The 21,314-nt window shown below is 39.4% G+C and carries 17 protein-coding genes; 13 read left to right on the forward strand and 4 right to left on the reverse strand.

The features are described from left to right. Nucleotides 1–34: 34 nt before the first annotated feature. Nucleotides 35–1,849 (reverse strand): ABC transporter ATP-binding protein, encoded by a 1,815-nt coding sequence (locus NST21_RS07315; protein ID WP_340888513.1) that lies wholly within the window; start codon nucleotides 1,847–1,849, stop codon nucleotides 35–37. Between the two features lie 213 nt (nucleotides 1,850–2,062). On the opposite strand from NST21_RS07315, the gene NST21_RS07320 reads away from it, so the two are divergent. From NST21_RS07320 to NST21_RS07330, 3 genes are all read left to right on the forward strand, one after another. Then, nucleotides 2,063–2,545, forward strand: coding sequence for a DinB family protein (locus tag NST21_RS07320; RefSeq protein ID WP_057216601.1), 483 nt, complete (start codon nucleotides 2,063–2,065; stop codon nucleotides 2,543–2,545). Nucleotides 2,546–2,619: 74 nt separating this feature from the next. Further along, complete coding sequence (locus tag NST21_RS07325; protein WP_377372246.1) at nucleotides 2,620–3,168, forward strand: M15 family metallopeptidase; 549 nt, start codon at nucleotides 2,620–2,622, stop codon at nucleotides 3,166–3,168. 127 nt (nucleotides 3,169–3,295) lie between these two features. Beyond that, on the forward strand, nucleotides 3,296–3,838 hold the full coding sequence (locus tag NST21_RS07330; RefSeq protein WP_053345081.1) for an acyl-CoA thioesterase: 543 nt from the start codon (nucleotides 3,296–3,298) through the stop codon (nucleotides 3,836–3,838). 28 nt (nucleotides 3,839–3,866) lie between these two features. Here NST21_RS07330 and NST21_RS07335 read toward each other — a convergent pair whose 3' ends face one another. After that, nucleotides 3,867–4,502 carry a Bax inhibitor-1/YccA family protein gene (locus NST21_RS07335; protein WP_053345082.1) on the reverse strand — a complete coding sequence of 212 codons (636 nt, stop codon included), beginning with the start codon at nucleotides 4,500–4,502 and terminating at the stop codon, nucleotides 3,867–3,869. Nucleotides 4,503–5,007: 505 nt separating this feature from the next. Here NST21_RS07335 and NST21_RS07340 point away from each other — a divergent pair. The 8 genes from NST21_RS07340 to NST21_RS07375 all read left to right on the forward strand — a co-directional run bounded on the left by NST21_RS07340 (nucleotide 5,008) and on the right by NST21_RS07375 (nucleotide 12,228). Then, entirely contained in the window at nucleotides 5,008–6,033 is a 1,026-nt protein-coding gene (locus tag NST21_RS07340; protein ID WP_056530752.1) for an ABC transporter ATP-binding protein, read from the forward strand. Next, nucleotides 6,011–6,937 carry an ABC transporter ATP-binding protein gene (locus tag NST21_RS07345; protein WP_056530750.1) on the forward strand — a complete coding sequence of 309 codons (927 nt, stop codon included), beginning with the start codon at nucleotides 6,011–6,013 and terminating at the stop codon, nucleotides 6,935–6,937. Before NST21_RS07340 ends, NST21_RS07345 begins: the two co-directional genes overlap by 23 nt. A gap of 15 nt (nucleotides 6,938–6,952) precedes the next feature. Continuing rightward, complete coding sequence (opp4B, locus tag NST21_RS07350) at nucleotides 6,953–7,918, forward strand: oligopeptide ABC transporter permease (RefSeq protein ID WP_056530747.1); 966 nt, start codon at nucleotides 6,953–6,955, stop codon at nucleotides 7,916–7,918. A gap of 21 nt (nucleotides 7,919–7,939) precedes the next feature. Then, nucleotides 7,940–8,839 carry an ABC transporter permease gene (locus NST21_RS07355; protein WP_053348000.1) on the forward strand — a complete coding sequence of 300 codons (900 nt, stop codon included), beginning with the start codon at nucleotides 7,940–7,942 and terminating at the stop codon, nucleotides 8,837–8,839. 18 nt (nucleotides 8,840–8,857) lie between these two features. Continuing rightward, nucleotides 8,858–10,627, forward strand: coding sequence for an oligopeptide ABC transporter substrate-binding protein (opp4A, locus tag NST21_RS07360; RefSeq protein WP_340888518.1), 1,770 nt, complete (start codon nucleotides 8,858–8,860; stop codon nucleotides 10,625–10,627). 146 nt (nucleotides 10,628–10,773) lie between these two features. Beyond that, nucleotides 10,774–10,926: a hypothetical protein gene (locus NST21_RS07365; protein WP_340888519.1), complete on the forward strand. Its 153-nt coding sequence runs from the start codon at nucleotides 10,774–10,776 to the stop codon at nucleotides 10,924–10,926. Between the two features lie 26 nt (nucleotides 10,927–10,952). Next, nucleotides 10,953–11,090 (forward strand): hypothetical protein, encoded by a 138-nt coding sequence (locus NST21_RS07370; RefSeq protein ID WP_340888521.1) that lies wholly within the window; start codon nucleotides 10,953–10,955, stop codon nucleotides 11,088–11,090. Nucleotides 11,091–11,181: 91 nt separating this feature from the next. Beyond that, a complete protein-coding gene (locus NST21_RS07375; protein WP_340888523.1) occupies nucleotides 11,182–12,228 on the forward strand; it encodes a M42 family metallopeptidase in 1,047 nt (348 codons plus the stop codon). Between the two features lie 207 nt (nucleotides 12,229–12,435). On the opposite strand, the gene NST21_RS07380 is transcribed toward NST21_RS07375, so the two are convergent. Then, nucleotides 12,436–12,858, reverse strand: coding sequence for a pyridoxamine 5'-phosphate oxidase family protein (locus NST21_RS07380; RefSeq protein ID WP_056530738.1), 423 nt, complete (start codon nucleotides 12,856–12,858; stop codon nucleotides 12,436–12,438). A 183-nt stretch (nucleotides 12,859–13,041) separates the two neighbouring features. Here NST21_RS07380 and NST21_RS07385 point away from each other — a divergent pair, with 183 nt between their 5' ends. Together NST21_RS07385 and cphA are read left to right on the forward strand one after the other, a co-directional pair. After that, entirely contained in the window at nucleotides 13,042–13,854 is an 813-nt protein-coding gene (locus NST21_RS07385) for a cyanophycinase (protein ID WP_340888524.1), read from the forward strand. Further along, nucleotides 13,851–16,472: a cyanophycin synthetase gene (cphA, locus tag NST21_RS07390; RefSeq protein ID WP_340888525.1), complete on the forward strand. Its 2,622-nt coding sequence runs from the start codon at nucleotides 13,851–13,853 to the stop codon at nucleotides 16,470–16,472. Before NST21_RS07385 ends, cphA begins: the two co-directional genes overlap by 4 nt. Nucleotides 16,473–16,688: 216 nt before the next feature. On the opposite strand, the gene NST21_RS07395 is transcribed toward cphA, so the two are convergent. Continuing rightward, complete coding sequence (locus tag NST21_RS07395; protein WP_340888527.1) at nucleotides 16,689–21,017, reverse strand: S8 family serine peptidase; 4,329 nt, start codon at nucleotides 21,015–21,017, stop codon at nucleotides 16,689–16,691. Nucleotides 21,018–21,314: the final 297 nt, after the last annotated feature.

The following is a 21,314-nucleotide window of genomic DNA, read 5'->3' on the forward strand; positions in this document are numbered from 1 at the left end:
GGACCCTGTTTCATTGAAGGCGGTTGTGCAGTTGTTATGTAATAGCCGCCTTCAATTGAGGGAATTGCAAGTCATGAAGCTGCCTATATCTGCCGTTACTTGTCAATAACTGTTCATGCGTTCCTTTTTCATGGACACTGCCTTTTTCAAGAACGATTATTTGGTCAGCATTTTGAACGGTTGATAATCTATGCGCAATGACAATTGAAGTCCGATTTACTAATAAACGTGACAATGCTTCCTGGATTAAATGCTCGGATTCCGTATCTAATGCTGCTGTCGCTTCATCGAGAATGATGATTTGTGGATTCTTCAAAAGTGCCCTAGCAATGGCGATTCGCTGCTTTTGTCCTCCTGAAAGTTTGACGCCTCGCTCTCCAATTTGAGAATCATAACCATTCGGAAAGGCCCTGATAAAGTCATGAGCATTGGCTGCTTTAGCCGATTCAGTGATTTCATCATCTGTTGCATCAAGTTTTCCATAAACGATGTTATCACGGATTGAACCATTGAATAAAATGATATCCTGAGAAACAATCCCCATTTGGCTACGTATAGATTTCAGCGACACATCACGGATATCAAGACCGTCCATTTTGATTGTTCCTTGTTGTGGATCATAAAATCGGATTAATAGGTTTGTAATTGTCGATTTCCCTGCACCAGAAGAGCCGACGAGAGCTGTTATTTGACCAGCTTTCATCGTTAGGTTTAGATTGCTAAGAACCGGAACACTTTCATCATAAGCAAAATCAACTGATTGAAATTCAATTTGTTTTTTTATTGAAGGAAGCTCAATTGCATTTCCTTTGTCTCTGATTTCAGGTTGTGTTTCCATAATTTCTGTAATACGCTCAAAAGCTGCAGCTGACTGCTGGACAATGCTGATTACTCGGCTGAAATTGCGAACAGGACTCTGCAGTAATCTCAAATAGGCGAGGAAAGCTACTATTAATCCCACTGTAAATGCACCTTCCATCACTTGCCAAGCCCCAAACACAATAACAGCAACAAGACCAATATTGTTCAATAAATCGATAACCGGACCAAACATGGAGCGCAAGCGAACCGATTTAATGTTAGCTATCATGTTTTCATGATTACGTTCTGCGAAACGTTTCGATTCAAATTCTTCATTGGTAAAAGATTGAATGAGTCGCATTCCTGAGATAGAATCCTGTAACTGGTTGCTAACATCTCCTGCAGAACTTTGAACAGACCTAAACGACATTCGAATACGTTTTCCAAATACCCTTGTGATATAGAACATGAACGGGAATGTAAAAAGAAGGACAATGGTCAGTTTCCAATTAATGAAAAGCATATAGACTGCGACTGCAACAAAAGTTACCGTGTCTGTTACGACTTGGAGCATGCTTGAAGAGATGAGTTGTTGTAGTAAATTGACATCATTAGTTAGCCGTGACATTAAGTCACCCGTTCGGTTTTTATCAAAGAATTTCATATCCAGCCTTTGAATATGTTCATACATGCTATTCCGTAAATCCATAATCGCTTTTTGACCGACTTTGGAAACGATATAGCTGTTAAAGTAGTTTAGTAAAGCTAATAAAATAGCAGCTCCAAGAATTCCTGTGCCTACCCAAATCAAGGAGTCATATTTTTTTTCGGGAATGATTTTATCAATCGTATACTGAGTCAACTGTGGGATGGAGAACTCAAGCAAAGAAATGAACAACATTATACATAAAATCAAGGAAGAAAATTTCCATTTAGATGGGACACGATTAAACATTTGCCTGAGCATCGTCCAAATGCTTCCTTTGGAAGGCTTTGCATTAATGACGCTACGTCCTTTGTGGCTGAATGGGATATGTCCTCCGCTCATAACGATCACTCCTATTTTGACTATCTTTGATGAATTTTGAAAGTCATTTGTATTAGGTGAATAGTACCTTTATGACTATCATAGAGCTTTTCTAAAAATAGACAACTTTAAATCGGTTTTCTTCCTATCTAAAAGTGTTTTTATTTTACACCTTTATACAGAACATGGAATAATTGATGGAGTTTAACTAAGCTTTCGGGAGGAGATGCTAAAATGGAAGATAACAAAAAAATTAGGAAAGAACTTTTAGAAGCGGTTAACAATTTATCGGATGAACAGCTGAATGCCCATCCAGAAGAAGGCCGCTGGAGCATTATCCAGGTATTGAATCATCTATATTTAATGGAGCGAATGATAACAAAGAGAATTGCCGACAAGTTGAAAAGCGATGAGAGTATCCCTGCAGAAGATAAACCGATAGAGTATACTCTAAATCGTGAAGTGAAGGTCTCGGCCCCGCCATTTGTCATTCCATCAGAAGCATTTCAAACTTTGGACGAGGTTAAGAATAAATTGTCCGAATCCCGCCAGGCATTTATACAAGTTGTTGACAGCGCAAATGAAAAGGATCTTGAACAAAAGTCATTCCCTCATCCATTGTTTAAAGAATTAAGCTTGAAGCAATGGATTCCGTTTGTGGGTTTGCATGAAAAACGACATTTACTGCAAATAGAAGAATTGAAGTCAAAGTTATAATAGAAGAAAAACTCATCCGCTTTTGGTTGAGTTTTTCTCATTCAGACAGTTATTCGTAAAGGAAGGATTGTTCAGTGAAGGTTAACTGGGTAAAGGCATGTCTGATAATAGGCTTTTTCGGGTTACTGTTAGGGTTCATGCTTAAGCATTTGCTCCCCCCCGATCTAGATAAAATTAAACTGACTGACGAGTTGCATCCGATAGTCGCTGAAAAAAAAGAAAAGCTCATTCAACAGGCTAATGAAAAAGGTATCGCGGTAATCATAACGGCTGGATTCCGTACTTTAGAAGAGCAAAATGACCTCTATGAAAAAGGACGTTTAAAGTCTGGAAGCATTGTAACTAATGCAAAAGGAGGGGAGTCGCTTCATAATTTTGGATTGGCGATAGATTTTGCGCTCCTTAACAAACAAGGGGAGGCTATTTGGAATATGGAATATGACGGCAACGATAATGGGAAATCGGATTGGATGGAAGTCGTCTCTATCGCGAAAGATTTAGGATTTGAATGGGGAGGAGATTGGTCAGGTTTTAAAGACTATCCTCATCTACAAATGACCTTTGGCTTGAGCTTACGAGAGTTACAACAGGTAAAGAGCCTACAGAACAGTAAAAGTGATTAAACGTAGAATTATTTTTTGTCGAATAATTCCAACTAAAAGCAGGAAAATAAGCATGTGTGTTGCTTTACAGTGAAGAATTCGATAAAGTTAACTAGTGAGAAATTAGACATAAAGGAGTGCAGTCACCATGGAAGAAGTAAAACATTGCCGGGACTCTTTGGTCATAAAAACGAGCCTTGTTCTCCCGCCGGATACAAATAATATTGGTACGATGTTTGGAGGCAAATTGATGGCTTACATTGATGATGTTGCGGCTATTTCTGCGATGCGTCATGCGAGAAGTCACGTCGTTACGGCATCAACTGATTCTGTCGATTTCCTGCACCCTATTCATGAAGGAAATGCAGTATGTCTAGAAAGTTTCGTGACTTATACGGGCAGAACATCTATGGAAATCATCGTAAAAGTTATTGCGGAAGATTTAGTTACGGGAGACCGGAACTTATGTGTTATTTCCTTTTTGACCTTTGTTGCCATCAATGAAGATGGTAAGCCAATACCGGTTCCGCGTTTGGTTCCAGAGACTGAAATGGAGATGAATTTAAACGAATCAGCGAAACAGCGGGCCCAAGTAAGGAAAAAAAGAAGAGAAGATACTCAGTTCATTGCCAGTACCTTTGGTGTAAAACAGCCGTGGACTGAAAAATCAGAGCCTGGACTATATAAATAAAAAAACCGGGCAGATAATGCCCGTTTTTTTAATCTTCGCTAGATAAAATACCAAAGAAACGTAGGATGTTAATAAAAAGGTTAATGAAATCAAGATACAGATTTAAGGCCATAAGTGGTACTTCCTCTGCTGTAACCCCGTAATGCTTCATTCGATTAAAATCATATAAAATATATCCACTGAATACAAGAATCCCAATAAATGAAAAGATTAGCATTGCTGTAGAACTTAAAGGTGAGAAAAGGTTAAAAATACTAATGGCTACTAAAGCTAGCAAGGCGGCAAACAACATTCCTCTTAAGAAAGAAAGGTCCCTCTTGGTTGTGGTAGCATATATAGCTAGTCCCCCAAATACAACTGTTGTCGTCACCCCGGCTAACATCACAACATTCGCCCCTGCAGTGGCAAGATAGTGTGCAATAATCGGATAGGTGGTAATCCCAGAAATTAACGTAAAACTATACAGGAATGTGTAGCCAATAGATTTTTTCTTCCGCATGATAAAAGCGCCAATTAGCATAGCAATTTCCAGAATCGCTAAGGGAAGAAATAAGGATGGTGGAACTAGAGTTCCAACAGCCATCCCTAATACAGAGATTGCGAGAGAAAGAGCAAAGGTACGCATAACAGATGGCATATATGTGTTTACAGTTTGTGAATACATTCAATCACCTCATTATTTATTGTCTACCGGTTTCTACGTAAGAGTTTTAAAAAGGTTTCAGTGCATTTAAAAATAATATTTAAGGTGTTTTTTAAAGAGATATGAAATATACATAAGAGTATTACCAATTTTATGATATTCTTACAATTAAGCTAATTTTTCTGAAATATTAAAATTTTCAAACTAGAACAAAATAAGTACTTTTTCCCTAGGTGAAATTAAGTGATTTAATATTTTTAGTGGAATATTTAATCATTATTTCAAAATAAGAAAATTAAAATGTTTTATTCTATGCTATTAATAGGACTTCATAACTTTACTGTGTAAAAGTTATGAAGGAAATTATTTTATATTGCAGAAAAATATTCCTAAAGTTATAAAATATGAAAAAAATGTGATTATTTTCTACAAAACTATTGAATAAATGTTAAAAATTGATTAAAATTTTAAATAATTATCAGAAGATTTATTATTTTCCCGAAAAAATAGTTTAGGGGGAGCAGGGATGAAGAAAGCTATATTGCAAATTGAAAACCTTACTACCTCATTTCGAATTCAGAGCAAATATCATGCAGCGGTGGATGATGTTTCGTTTACTGTAAATGAAAATGAAATTGTAGCGGTGGTTGGAGAATCAGGATGTGGAAAGAGCGCACTGGCCCTTTCTATCATGCAATTACATAATAAACAGAGAACGAAGTCAGAAGGTACAATACATTATAAAGGTCAAAATTTACTTACACTGAATGATACACAAATGAATAAAGTCCGCGGAAAGGAATTAGGGATGATATTTCAGGAACCTTTGACAGCATTGAACCCGCTGATGACAATCGGAAAACAGATTGAGGAAAATCTTGACTATCATACTGAACTTTCTAGGGATGAAAAAAAGAACAGGACAATCGAACTCTTAACACAAGTGGGTATCCCTTATCCTGAACGGACGTACAAGCAATATCCGCATGAACTATCAGGCGGAATGCGTCAAAGAGCAATGATATCGATTGCCATTGCTTGCAATCCTGCACTAGTTATTGCTGATGAACCAACGACAGCATTAGATGTTACCATTCAAGCGCAAATACTTGATTTGTTGAAAGATATTCAAAGTAAAACCAAAATGGGGATTATATTAATTACCCATGATCTGAGCGTTGTAGCAGAGGTAGCTGATCGGATTGTTGTCATGTATGCTGGGCAAGTAGTAGAGACGGGAAGTGTTAAAGAGATATTTAACAATCCACTTCATCCATATACTAGGTCGCTATTAAATTCAATCCCTTCGGCTACCAATGAAAAAAACCGTTTGCACGTTATTGAGGGAATTGTTCCATCGATAGCAAAAATGGACAGGAAGGGATGTCGGTTCCAAGATCGTATTCCATGGATTCCTAAACAAGCTCATGAAGAGTCACCTCATCTTCACGAGGTAGGTCAGGATCACTTTGTACGGTGCACCTGCTATAAAGAATTTTATTTTCAAGCTGAAGGAGATGCATCGACTCATGACATTACTCAAAGTAGATAATTTAAAAGTGCATTTTCCAATAAGAGGCGGTTTTTTCCGAAGAGTAGTTGATCATGTAAAAGCCGTTGATGGTGTGTCCTTTGAGCTGCAGCAAGGGGAAACATATGGTTTGGTAGGAGAATCAGGAAGCGGCAAGTCAACGACAGGTAAGGCAGTTGTCAAGCTGAATAATGTGACATCCGGACAAATCCTGTTTGAAGGCAGGGATTTAGCAGCTTTAAGTAGAAAAGAGATTAAACCATTCAGAAAAGATATCCAAATGATTTTCCAAGACCCATATTCATCATTAAATCCCAAGAAGAGGGTGCTGGACATTATTGCCGAACCGCTGAGGAACTTTGAACGGTTATCACCTGCAGAGGAAAAGAAAATCGTTCAGGACTTCTTGGACAAAGTCGGACTCAGTCCGGAATCGATTCACAAGTATCCTCATGAATTTTCAGGGGGGCAGCGCCAGCGGATTGGAATTGCTAGATCATTGACATTAAAACCCAAACTGATTATTGCTGATGAACCGGTATCAGCCCTCGATGTATCGGTTCAGGCGCAGGTGTTGAATTTTCTTCAGGATCTCCAACAGGAGTTCAATTTAACTTATTTATTTGTCGGTCATGACCTCGGTGTAATCCGGCATATGTGTGATCGGATGGGCGTTATGTATCGCGGTAGATTAGTAGAGGAAGGCAATAGCGATGAAATCTATGAAAATCCCCAACATATTTACACAAAGCGTCTGATTGCTGCCATTCCGGATTTAGAGCCGGAAGTTCGTGAGGAAAAAGTACAGCTTAGAAAAAAATTATCAGCAGAGTATGAGTCGTCTTATTCAAAATTTTTCGATGAAAATGGACGTGCTTACGACTTGAAGCCAATCTCATCAACACATAGAGTCGCATTACAATAAGGAGGTGGAAAGGATATGTGGAAGTTTATCCTCAGGCGTTTTTTAGTTATGATCCCACAGCTCTTTTTATTGAGCATTATCGTTTTCATGATGGCAAAAGCAATGCCGGGAGATGCCTTGTCTGGTCAAGAAATCAATCCTAGGGCTAATCCTGCTGAGCTTGAAAGAATCAGAGAAGAATTGGGCTTGAATGATCCTTGGTATCAACAATATATAAGGTGGGCATCTAATGCTGTACAAGGGGACTTTGGTATTTCCTATACACATAAAACGCCGGTTATGGATGTTATAGAAGACAGGCTTTGGAACACGGTTTTCCTTGCGTTGGTAACACTTATCTTTACATATATGCTTGCCATTCCATTAGGTATACTTAGCGGCAGATATAATGATACCTGGGTGGATAAGACCGTTACGGGTTATAGTTATATAGGATTTGGCACACCGATATTTATCTTTGCGTTAATTATGTTATTTGTTTTCGGATTTGCCCTGGATTGGTTCCCGTCTGGAGGCAGTGTCGATTCCAAAGTGGATGAAGGTACATTCGCATATGTTGTAAGTAAGATCAATCACCTGATTTTACCGGCTTTAAGTACGGCCTTAATAGCTACAACAAGTACAATTCAATATTTACGAAATGAAATAATTGATAATAAAATAAAGGATTTCGTAAGGACTGCGCGTTCAAAAGGTGTACCTGAATCCAACGTATATTCACGGCATATCCTAAGAAATTCCTTTTTACCAATTGCAGCATTCTTAGGCTATGAAATTACTGGGTTGATCGGCGGCGCTGTCATAATAGAGACTATTTTTAGTTATCCGGGACTTGGACAGCTTTTCCTTAGTTCCGTCAGTTTACGGGATTTCAGTGTAGTGACGGCCATCGTCATGATGACGGGATTTGCCACTCTGCTTGGCACTCTTCTTTCGGACATCATACTTAGTGCGGTCGATCCGCGCATACGGATAGAATAGGAGCGGGGTGAGCGTATGGAAATGAAAGTAGAATCCGGAAAAATCATTCAAACGAAAGATGTGAGCCCATCAGGTATGAAAATCATATGGCAGGAAATTAAAAAGGATAAACTTGCTATGGGCTCATTGATTATATTAGTAGCTATATTGGTTTTCGTTTACGGCGCGTCGTTCTTTATGGATGCCAAGGAAATTGCTAAGGTCGATTTCCTCTCCATTTATATGGAACCATCTTCAGACTACTGGCTCGGAACCGATTATGGTGGACGAGATGTATTTGGTCAGTTGATCATTGGTACGAGAAATTCATTTACCATCAGTTTGTTCATTACCTTATTCACGGCTATCATTGGTTTATCTTTAGGGCTTCTTGCTGGATATTTTGGCGGGGCCACCGACAATGTGATTATGCGTGTTATCGATTTTGTGATTGCCCTACCTCAATTGATGTTCATCGTTGTTGTAGTCACGATTGTACCAGTATTCAATGTGTATGTTTTCATATTAATCATGACGATGTTTTTATGGACAGGAAAGGCACGGCTGATCCGTTCAAAGGCTTTGTCAGAGCGTGAGTTGGACTATATTCACGCCTCACAAACACTTGGTACACCACATTGGAAAATCATCCTTTTTCAGCTTCTGCCTAATGTCAGTTCACTGATTATTGTTAATTTTATTTTGAATCTTGCAGGTAATATTGGCCTAGAATCCAGTTTGACTTTCTTAGGATTCGGTCTTCCAGAGAGCACACCAAGTCTAGGTACGCTCATAAGTTATGCTCGAAATCCAGATGTTTTGGAAAACAAATGGTGGATATGGGTACCCGCATCGCTCATGATTTTAGTGTTGATGCTGAGTATAAATTTTGTTGGTCAAGCGTTAAAACGCGCCGCAGATGCAAGACAAAGAAGAGGATAAAAAAGGGGAGTGTATGTCATGAAGATCAAAAGTTATAGCAAGGTATTAAGTGCATTAGCTATATCGTCTCTACTGCTTGCCGCATGTTCAAATGATACGGAAAAATCGTCAACAAAAGAAAAAAAGGGGAAAGCTGTCGAACAAGTTGATACATCATTATTCCCGACAAAAACAACAAATCAGGGAGAGCCGATTGAAGGCGGCCATCTGACTTACGGATTGGTATCAGATACCCCGTTTGAAGGGATATTAAACAAAGTTTTCTATCAAGGAGATCCGGATAACCAAGTTATCACATTCTTTGATGAAGATTTACTGGATACAGACGAAAACTATGTTTTCACAAATGACGGTGCTGCTTCTTATGAAATTTCAGACGATAATAAAACGGTAACACTTACAATTAAGGACAATGTTAATTGGCAAGATGGGAAGCCTGTGACTGGGGCTGATTTAGAGTATGCATACCTTGTCTTGGGAAGCAAGGATTACAAAGGTGTACGCTATGATGAACAAATGGCTTTAATTGAAGGTATGGAAGAGTATCATGCAGGAAAAGCAGATAGTATTTCGGGTATTAAAGTAGATGGTAAGAAAATCACCTTTACTTTTAAGAAAGCAAATCCATCGGTAACAACTGGATTATGGACATATCCGCTTCATAAAGAATACTTAAGTGATGTTCCAATTGCGAAGTTGGAATCTTCTGATAAAATCCGGAAAAATCCGATTGGTTATGGACCATTTAAAGTGAAGAAAATTGTTCAAGGTGAAGCAGTTGAATTCGAAGCGTTTGAAGGGTACCACCGTGGAGCGCCTAAGTTGGACAGCGTTACTTTAAAAGTTGTGAATCCGTCCGTTGCTGTTAAGTCACTGGAAAATGGGGATATCGATGTAGCTAGTATTTCTGCTGATCAATTTGACCAGGCAAAAGCATTGGACAACGTTGAAATATTAGGAAAAGTCGATTTAGCTTATACTTATATTGGTTTCAAGTTCGGTCATTATGACGAGAAAAAAGCAGAAAATGTTATGGACAACCCAAAATTTGAAGACAAACGTCTTCGCCAGGCAATGGCTTATGCCATCAATAATGAAGAAGTCGGCGAAAAGATGTATAAAGGGCTTCGTTTCCCTGCCAACTCAGTAATCACACCAAACTTCAAGTATAATAATAAAGATGTTAAACCATATGAATATGATCCTGAAAAAGCAAAAAAACTTTTGGACGAAGCCGGATATGTTGATACAAATAAAGATGGACTTCGTGAAGACCCAGATGGAAAAGAGTTCAAAATCAACTTCGCTTCCATGAGCGGCGGAGATATTGCTGAACCGCTTACTAATTATTACATTCAACAATGGCAGGAAGTAGGACTAGACGTTCAAATGCTAGATGGACGTCTGCATGAGTTCAATTCATTCTATGATCTGTTGAAAAAAGATAATGAAGAAGTTGATATCTATCAAGCGGCATGGGGTGTTGCTTCCGATCCAGATCCATCTGGTCTTTGGTCAAAATCCGCAGCATTTAACTATACTCGCTGGGTGAACGACAAAAATGATGAGCTTCTTGCGAAAGGAATCTCAGAGGAAGCGTTTGATGATCAATATCGTATTGATACCTACAATGAGTGGCAAGAACTGATTCATGAAGAAGTTCCAATTATTCCAACATTATTCCGTTATACTACGACTGGAGTAAATAAGCGCGTCTCTGGTTATGATTACCTTGCGGAGCGCCAATATAAATGGTTCAATGTTGGTGTCACTGAAGAAGCAAAATAATGAATTCAATCGGCTGCCCTTTAAAGGCGGCCGATTTTTTGCGTTTCAGGATGTGGATTAAGGTTATATACATAATAGTAAGTAATTGGAAGGGTGATATTGATGGAAGTGAGAAATCCTAATGAAACAAAGAGAGAGTTGAAATATTGTTTACTGAATCGGTTGGTCGCTTATTGAAACCGCTTGAAGAGGAAATCATTACAGACATTGTAGCTTATCCAGACGAAAGAAAAGAGAATTGCCTTCTTGGAATATATGAAGGAAATGTCCAACAAGCAAAGACAGTTGAAGTTAGTTGAACTTTCATCATGGAGGAGGTTTCTTTATGAGTAACGAAGATATGAGCAGATATAAAGTATGGCGTGATAAGTGGAAAAGGAAAATGAACATGGAAAATTTTGCGATATATGGTATTACTACATTGGTTATGGCAATCTTGCCTATTCTGGCCCAATTGAGTTAAATCAATCAAAGGACCGTCTCTGGGCGGTCCTTTGTATGTTAAAAGTTGGCACAAAAAGATATAATAAACAAAGAGGAAAGGAGAGATATGCATGAGTGTTATCAAAGAAAAGGAGATCGTTACTTACATAAAAGAGTTAGTATCAATACCAAGCCCATCTGGTTATACCGATCAAGCAATTAAGTATGCTGCTAAATTCATGGAGAGCAAGCAGGTACCCTATCAAATCACGAATAAAGGAGCATTGCTAGCTACTTTAAAAGGTGAAGATGATACCAGACATCGTTTGCTGACAGCACATGTCGACACACTGGGAGCTATGGTCAAGGAAATTAAGCCGAATGGCCGTCTGAAATTGTCGATGATCGGTGGTTTCCGCTGGAATTCAGTGGAAGGGGAATACTGCAAAATTCATACGGCTGACGGAGCTTTTGTCACAGGGACGATTCTAATCAATCAAACGTCTGTGCATGTGTATAAAAATGCCGGTGATGCCAAACGTAATGAGGAGACCATTGAAGTCCGTATTGACGCAGTTGTGAAATCAAAAGCGGAAACAGAGGCAATTGGCATCTCTGTGGGAGACTTTGTATCATTTGAACCAAGGGTAGAATTCACAGAGACTGGCTTTTTGAAATCAAGGCACTTGGATGATAAGGCAAGCGTTGGCATTCTTCTTCATATCATTGACCTGATTTCTGCAGGGAAGATTAAATTGGCATATACCACTCATTTCTTGATTTCTAACAATGAAGAAATAGGCTATGGCGGGAATTCTAATATCCCAGAGAAAACAGTTGAATATCTAGCCGTTGATATGGGAGCGATCGGTGATGGCCAAACGACGGATGAATACAGCGTTTCCATTTGCGCCAAAGACTCTTCCGGTCCTTATCACTATAAATTGCGTCAGCACCTTGCCGCCCTTGCCAAAGCAAACGCTATTGACTATCGCGTCGATATTTATCCGTATTATGGATCGGATGCTTCCGCAGCAATCCGAGCAGGATACGATTTGGTTCATGGCTTGATCGGTCCGGGGATTGACGCATCTCACGCCTTTGAAAGAACACATATCTCTTCATTAAAGCATACTGCAAATCTAATCTTGCATTATATACAATCAGAACTAGTATGATTGAAAAAAAGCCCACACTCATTACATATCGAGTGTGGGCTTTTTAGGCAGAAGCATCCTTTTATTTTAGCGATAATCCAAATTTTACTCGTGATTTTAAATCATTTACTCGTGAGTTTTGCCAATTTACTCGTGAGTTTTGATCATTTACTCGTAAGTACATGAGATTTAGTCGTAAATTATAATTACCTTACGTCCCGACAATTTTTATAATTGTAATTCTTGTGGAGGTTCACCATTGTTATTCATCAAACGGATGCTTTCAGGCTTAATTTGAAGGAATAGATAGTTTGGATCTTCTGGTCCGTCAAACCAATTTTTAAATGACGTATCCCATAATTTTTTCTTTAGTTCCTGTGAGTCGTTTATTTTCGAGGTCCCTGAGATTTCCACGTAAGAATCGCCGAATCCTTTATCTTCATAGCCGATTAGGATATGAACATTAGGATTCTTTTCAATTTCATCTATTTTTTCTGTGGATGCACTTGTTGGTGTATAAAAAGTTAATTCGTCGTTGAAAAATGTCATATAACGTGAATGTGGTTTGTTATCTTCTACTGATGATAGAACACCTATTTTATGATCGCCGATGATATTCAATACTTGTTCTTTTAATTGGTTTTGGCTCATTTTTACACACTCCTTTTATTATTTTCTCTATTACTTTTCCTCTAATGTCATTAAGTTAAACAAAATTCTACAGTTTGCTAAATTTATGAATGAAGACTATGACAAAAGGCCATACTATTCATTATGTGTTCTGTTTAGAAAAACTTCATGATTTTAATCCATATGTAAAGGTGAGTATGAGCAATGAATTGTGGTGAATTACTTATCATCGGTGGGGCTGAGGATAAGTGCCTTGAAGGTGAAGTATTAAATAAATTTGTCGAGCTTGCAATACGCTCTGAAGGTGGAATTGGCATCCTGCCTACAGCGAGTGAAATTCCTGAAGAAGTGAGTAAAGAGTATATCAGGATTTTTAGAGATTTAGGCGTGAGCAAGGTTGAAGTTATCAAGTTGAATTCAAGAAAGGATGCAGAGGAACAGGCCATTTGTGAACAACTGGCCTCTTTTTCAGCTATCTTTATAACCGGAGGAAACCAAAGCCGATTATCCGAGCTTATTGGGCAGTCAAAATTTCACAATACTCTTTCAAAGGCCTGGCATAATGGAATGGTTCTAGCTGGGACAAGTGCGGGTGCTTCAATTATGGGTAAGCAAATGATTGTCGCAGCTGACACGATGCTGAATGATGATAAATTAAAAGTGGAGATTGGAAAAGGGTTCGGCTTTCTAGACGGCCTGCTTATTGATCAACATTTTTCGCAGCGTGGTCGCTTTGATCGACTTTTAAGTGCGATAGCAGAAAATAAAGAAATTATTGGTATAGGTATTGATGAAAATACAGCAATATTAGTGAAAGATGGACAATTTGAAGTATTTGGTCAACATCAGGTTTTAGTGCTTGATGGAAGCAAAAGTGATTATATCAATATCACGTCTTCTGAAAATGGCAGTGAAGAGTTGACCCTCTCAGGGTTTCAGCTTCATACACTTACAAGAGGCTATCGTTTTGACTTGCATACAAGAAAATTGTTGATGAAAAAGGGGATCCAATCATGATAATCAATCGAGTCCGTTTTTTAAAAGGGCCAAATTATTTTTCTTATACACCAACGATCTGTATAGAATTAGATATAGAGGAACTGGAAAAAAAGCCATCTGATGCTATTCCTGGGTTTAATGAAAAGTTGTTAAAGACTCTCCCTAACCTTGGCAGCCATACTTGTTCACAAGGATATCAAGGCGGATTCGCTGAGAGGCTGAAACGGGGTACTTGGATGGGCCATATTTTGGAGCATATGACGATTGAACTCCAAAATATGGCTGGAATCAATGCCATTCGTGGAAAAACGATTATGATGAAAAAACAAGGGCTTTATTATGTTACCTATGACTATCAGGAGCCTAAGTCAGGTCTTCAAGCATTTTTAGCTGCAAAAGAAATCGTAGAAGCTATCCTGAATGATGAAAAACATATCAATGTACAATTATATGTGAACCAAATTGAACAGTTATATTATAAAAATAAACTTGGTCCTAGTACCGAAGCCATTTATCAGGCGGCTCACTCAAAAAAAATCCCTGTCGAACGAATAGGCGAAGAGAGTTTATTGCGCTTAGGAACTGGTTCAAGGCAGAAGTATGTCCAGGCGACAATTTCAAGCCAAACTTCAAATATCGCCGTTGAGAATTCCTGTGATAAATCATTGACCAAGGCTATTTTAAAAGGTTGCAGTCTCCCAGTACCAGAAGGAGAAATCGCCTACTCAATTGAAGATATATTTGACTCAGCCGACAGGCTTGGTTTCCCGCTTGTTATAAAACCGTATAACGGCAGACAGGGCCAGGGTGTCATAACCCATATTAAAAATAAGGATGAGTTGTTTAATGTCATCCATTGTTTGGATTCTCATGTGGAAAAATACATTGTGGAACGTCATTTTGAAGGACATGATTATCGGTTACTGATAGTCAACGGAGAGCTAACAGCTACAAGTTTGCGGCTTCCTCCCTATGTTATTGGGAATGGAAAAGAGACGTTACGCAGATTGATAGAAAAGGAAAACCTCAATTCGTTGCGGGGAGACGGACATGAAAAGCCGATGTCAAAAATTCCACTTACACATACGGTAACATGTTACTTGGAGAAATCGAACCGGAACCTTGATACTATTCCGAAACAAGGTGAGTTGGTCCAAGTTGTCGGTAATGCGAACCTTTCAACTGGTGGAAAGGCTATTGATGTAACGGACCAGGTTCATCCAACTATTAGGAATATGGCGATAGCTGCTGCCAAGGCTATCGGATTGGATATTGCGGGAATAGATTTAATCTGTCAGGATATATCAAATCCTTTCAATCATTTAAAAACGGCAATAATTGAAGTGAATGCTGCACCAGGGATTCGAATGCATCATTATCCAAGTGAAGGAAAAAAAAGGGATGTTGGCAAAGCCATCGTAGATTATTTATTCCCAACTCGAGAAGAGGCCGCAATCCCGATTATTGCAGTAACTGGGACAAATGGAAAGACAACAACAACCCGATTGGTTCATTATTTTCTTTCAGATGTGAAGACAAAGGTTGGAATGACGAATTCAGATGGAGTGTATATCGGCGAAGAGGTATTGGTACAAGGTGACTGCAGTGGCCCTATTAGTGCAAGAACCATATTGGCCCATCCTGAAGTCGATGTAGCTGTTTTAGAAACAGCACGAGGAGGAATTCTTCGTGAAGGTCTAGCTTTTCGTCAATGTGATGTTGGTATTATTACAAATGTGAGTGAAGATCACCTTGGCAGTGACGGAATTGAAACACTAGACGATCTCGTTAAATTAAAGAGGCTAGTAGCTGAGGTCGTTCAAAAAACGGGTTATTGTGTTTTGAATGCCGATGATCCGAATGTAGCTGCTATGGCAGAGTATACTGATGGAGAGGTTATATACACCTCTACATATGCCACTCAGCCATTGGTGAAAGCCGCGATAAATGAAGGACGTAAGGTTTGGTTTGTTGATGAACAAGGTATAATCAGTTATTCATCAGATGGTGTGATACATCAATTTATGGATTGCACTCAAATCCCAATAACGATTTCTGGCATGGCGCGACATAATATCGCTAATTTACTTCAAGCGTTAGCCGCGGCACATACGCAAGGTATTTCAATGGAAGAATTACGAAAGAAGGCTATTGCGTTTATGCCTGATAAAAAATTGTCTAAAGGACGTTTCAATTTAAAAAAACTAAAAGAACGAACCGTTATTATCGATTACGCCCATAACGTAGCAGGGTTGCAGGCCATTTTCGATACGGTTAGTGCCTATAACAGAAATCGCATTATCACTGTTTTGGCAGGACCAGGAGACCGTATTGACGAAGAACTCATCAGATTGTCAGAGGTCGTAGCAAAACATTCAGATCTGTTCATCATTAAAGAAGACGATGATTTACGGGGAAGAGTACCGTTGGAGGTAGCCAAGCTGCTTCGGGAAGCTGCGATAGAAGAAGGATTACATAAAGACAAGACATATATCGTACCTAATGAATTAGACGCATTCGTAAAAGCGTGGGAAGTATCACAACCGGGTGATCTTTTATTATTCTTTTACACGGATTTCGACTATGTAGATCAGTTTTTCGAAACAGTTTCAAAAAATCTATTGCCGAAGAAATAAAAAAGTAAATTCCGCTCAATCTTGAGGGGAATTTACTTTTTAATTATATAAACTTCCCTTTTTACTATCTATGGAATTAGATAAATGTTCTTTTCAAAGCAGGGAGGATGTGAGGCATTTTATAGTGTCAAAGAAAATTGCACTAATATAGGCCCCATTTGTATTAAAAAAGCCATGCTTCCGGCCGTTAGGCATAGAAAGCATGGCTTTTGCATTTTACTTTTTAGCGTTAATCCAAAGCTTACCTGCCGCTCTTTGTGTTGTAATATTACCATAGCTATCTGCTGCTTTTACTTCCACAACAGCACCAGGTGCCTTTACATTCGTTGTGGCGGTATAGTAGCCGACATAATGTCCTGAAGATGTTTCTTTCATTGGTAATTCAGTTGCATTCGCAATGCCTCCTGCATTTGTCAGAGGCATCAAAATGGAGAAATTTGCTGCCAAGCCAGGTTCACTGTCGAATTCGATTTTGACCGATTCACCGCTTTTTAAGATTTTATCCTCATTTGGCACTAAATCGGAAATTTCTGGAGCGGTATATTTTACATCGATGGAGACAGATTTAGTGATTTTATTGCCTGCCTTATCTTGAGCAACTACCTTAATTTTATTGATTCCTTTATCCAGTAGAAGGCGATAGGAGAAGGTGTTATCTTTCACATCGGCCTTCTGTCCGTTTACTTTAACCGAATTAAGATTATCATCCGAAACTGTTCCCTTAACAGTAACTGTTTCACGATTTACTTTGCTGCCATCTGTAGGTGAAGTAATTGCTAGTTCCGGATTAGCGGTATCCAATATAACTTTTACAGGCAAAGAGGCCTCAGTTGAACCTTGGCTTGTCCGAGCTTTTGCTGTCAAAGTATTTTCACCGTTGCTTAATGTGACCGGAACAGCGAAGGTTCCTTTATCAGTAGAATCCGTACTTGCTACTTTCTCCCCTTTGTTAAAAATATCTACTTTTGTTGTAGGTGCAGATGTACCTTCAACCGTTACTTCTTTTTGATTTGAATAAGCACCGTCTTTTGGAGAGGTAATTACAGGTTCCTTTACTTCGTAGTCGACAGTTGCACGAATCATATAATTTCCTTCCTCAGTTGGGGATTGCGACCATGAATCGCTGACTCCCTGCCAGCTTCGTCCTGCATTTGGTCCATCTTCATCAGTAGCTAATCCTGGTGAATTCGGATTGGCCTTTGTTTGGGTATAAACAATAAAGAAATCACCTTCAACCATGATTCCATGTTCGCTCAAATCAACATGTGTCCATTGACCGTCGCGCAACGCAGTCTCATTAAAAGGACCTGCGATTTTTTTGCCTGGCGACCCATCTGTTCCCGATGCATCATACACTGAAACTTGGAATTCAGTCCCGCCTGGAGCAGGCCATGTGGTATCCCAGAAACGTAAAAGGGCGCCGGTTACATTTGCCGTTTTATTTTCCGAAGCTAACGACATTTTCACAGCCCAGCTATTGCCTGCCGTATTAAAGGCGCGGGCGTTTTCTGCTGTTCCGTCGTCATACTTAATCTCATCTGGGTACCCGATGAACGGTTTCAGTTCAATATCTTTCCTGGAGCTGTTACCGTCCGAAATCGTTACGGATGCTTCACTGCCGTAATAAGAAGGAGCCATGACTTTCAAAGTATATTTTCCTTCATAAGCGGATAGAGTGTATTCACCGTCCGAATTTGTAGTCACTGGCTGAATAGCGGCATCCTCAAGAAAGTATACTGTAGCACCAGAGACTGGTTCGCCAGTAATTTTGTTGGTGATTGTACCGTTGATTGTTCCTTTTGGAATTTCTTGAAGCGTAAAGTTAGCAGTTGATGTTGCATCTTGTTCGACGTTGACTGTTTCTGTTTGTGATCGATAACCGTATGTTTCTGCTTGCAATGTGTATGAACCTGATGCATGTGTAAGTTGGTAAGATCCATCTTGTGGGTTTGTATAAACAGATCTTCCAGTTTCTAAAACACTGACCTGTGCCTGTAATGGAAGAAGTACTGGGGCAGGCTGGTCTTTTTCAGGTGCTTTTTTCACTTTATCTGCAATTGGCTTAATTTTATCAGGGTCAACTTTGGGCTTAGCTGAAACAGAAGAGTCAGACTTGATAACGCCTAGTCCTGTTTTAGCTTTTGCAGCAGGCTGCAGGGAAGTATCAGCCAATTTAACATCATCAATATACCAGCCAGGTTTTTGGACTGATCCATCAGATGTGACATTAAAGGCAATATAGATTCTTTCTCCAGCATATTGGCTTAAGTTAACTTCACCATCGATCCAACTATTTGACTTATCATTAAAACGAGCCGCTTGTACCCAGTTTGTTCCGTTTGTAGAGATAAATACATGTCCGAAATCATAATTTTTTTCAAGTTCGAACCAATGTTTAAATTGTAAATAACTTGTGCCTTCAGGAACATCGACTGGAGGCATGGATAGGCTCATATTGGCACTATTAGCATAGTTTCCAGCCAGGTTTGTAGCATAAACCTTTTGACCTGATGCTGCAGAGCCAGGTCCACTTGTCGGAATACCCCATTCCCAGTTATTGTTTGTGCCGGAAGAGGTCCATCCAATAGGATCTTGTTCAAAGTCCTCTGTATAACCCACACTGATTCCTGGCAATAGCTCAACGGTATAAGAGTCAGTAGCTGTTACTGAGCCTCCGAAGTCAGTTGCGGTCCATTTGTAAGCGACTGAATCTTCAGTCAGCTCTGACCCTGGAATCGTGGCTTCATACGTTCCTGATTTATAGTCACCGCTCGTTCTCTCAGCCTTGACTTCAACCCAAGTTCCGTCGGCTTTTTGGTAGCTAAGTTTAACGGTAGTGACACTTACATTATCTGACACTTCAGCTTGAAGTGTTATATCCATTTTTTTATACGAATTTTTTGGTGCCTTATGGGAAATGACAGCTGCTTCTGAGTCATCTCCAGCTTTGGTAACTTTACCCTCAATTTTCCCAAGTCCGCTTACAACAGAGGAAACTGCATCAAATGCATTAACAAGGCCATAGCCGTAAGCATGGTTGGGACTTGTCGGATAATTATTGTCTGTCAAAGGAGTGGCAGTTGTAAGTAAGATTTCCTCAAGCTGGTCAACAGTTAAGCTGGCATTTGCTTGTCGTAATAGAGCGGCAACCGCTGAAATGTGAGGACCGGCCATTGAAGTGCCATTCCAGCCGCCTTCATATGCACCGCCAGGAACGGCAGAACGAATGTTAACGCCTGGTGCGGAGATGTCAGGTTTAATTTCTCCATATGGAGATGGACCACGTAAAGAGAAACTGCCAACTTGGTTGTTAAGATCTGTTGCGCCAGTGGCAAAGGCCTCTGGATAGTTTGCTGGATTTGCTACTGAACCAGCACCGCCGGGATTAGACAATGTAGTATTTCCAGCAGAGAATTCAGGAAATATCTCGGCAGCTTTCCATGCTTGTACCATTGGGCGATACCACTCGTCGAGTCCAGCTCCGCCGCCCCAAGAGTTATTGACAACATCTGGTGCTTTCTCAGGATGAGGATTACCAGCAGCATCTTTTGGAGCGATAACCCATTCTCCTGCTTCTAATAAATCAATGTCTGAACCGCCATCGTTAGAAAAAGCTTTAACTGAAATGAATGTGGCACCTGGAGCAACTCCGATTTGATTTGCACCATTTGGTTCAGAGCCCACCATCGTACCAATTGTGTGAGTTCCATGATCTAAATCATCATATGGTGAAGCTTGTCCGCTTACAGCATCAAACCAGTTATATTCATTATTTGGAACATCTGGATTGGCAGGGTTATACCCGCGGTACTTTGTTTTCAAGGCCGGGTGGTTCCATTGGACACCTGTATCGATAGAAGCAATAACCGTTCCTGCTCCATCAATGCCCATATTCCATACAGCAGGAGCACCGATTTTTTCAATATTCCACTCAATTGAAGAGGTATCGGCTTTTGTTTGGCTCGCTTCTGAGCCTTTAAGGGTCTTTGCAGCTGCAGTCTTACTTGCCGGTTGAATTAGCTGCCTAGTCTCATTTGGCATAATTTTTTCTACTTCAGGAAAAGCAGCGATTTGCTCCATAACATCCTTTGTAGCTGTCACAGCAATCGCATTAACAATATAAAAGGATTGAAAATCTTTCGCCTTACCAGCTTTTTCTTGCTTATCTAAGTAGTTTTTAATATTCGCTTGTGTTTGAAGAGCTGTAGCACGAAGCTCAGATACTACACTTGATCGTTTAAGTAACTTTGAATTATTCGCAGATAACTTTTGTGATTTTGCTGTTTTGGCAGCCTTTGAGGATACGTCTTTGGTGTCTACTTGCTCTTTGAATTTAACGAGAAACGTTACCTGATCATTTTTTTTAAACTGAGTAAGTACTTTTGAGGCGACTTTCTTTTGATTCTTCCCCGTTAATTCATCTTTAGCGGAGGTATGGATTTTGTTTGAAGTTGCTGCGATAGAGTTTGTTGGAATTACCAGCGATCCAATAAGCATGATAGCGAATATTAACGCTAACCATTTCGTTCTTCGTTTTTTTTGCAATTGTTTTCCCCCTATTCTATTTTCAAAGAACAAAAACTTCGACCAGTCTACAGGTACAATGCACCTCCATTCTTTCTAGATGGCCAGTATGTAGAACACTGATGCTCCTTTAATGATAACGAACAGGTAAACGGGAAAATTGTCATATTTTAGGATGTGAAACTCGAATTATCGAAAATGAACATATTGTAGGAATGTATATTTTGGAAAAATAAGGAATTATACCTTTCTTCGTAATAAATATAATGGTAAATTATAGAAAAAATATGCTTTTATACGAGTGTCAAAAGAACTTTC

It is taken from the genome of Peribacillus sp. FSL K6-1552, assembly GCF_038005205.1.
Classification (GTDB): Bacteria; Bacillota; Bacilli; order Bacillales; family DSM-1321; genus Peribacillus; species Peribacillus butanolivorans.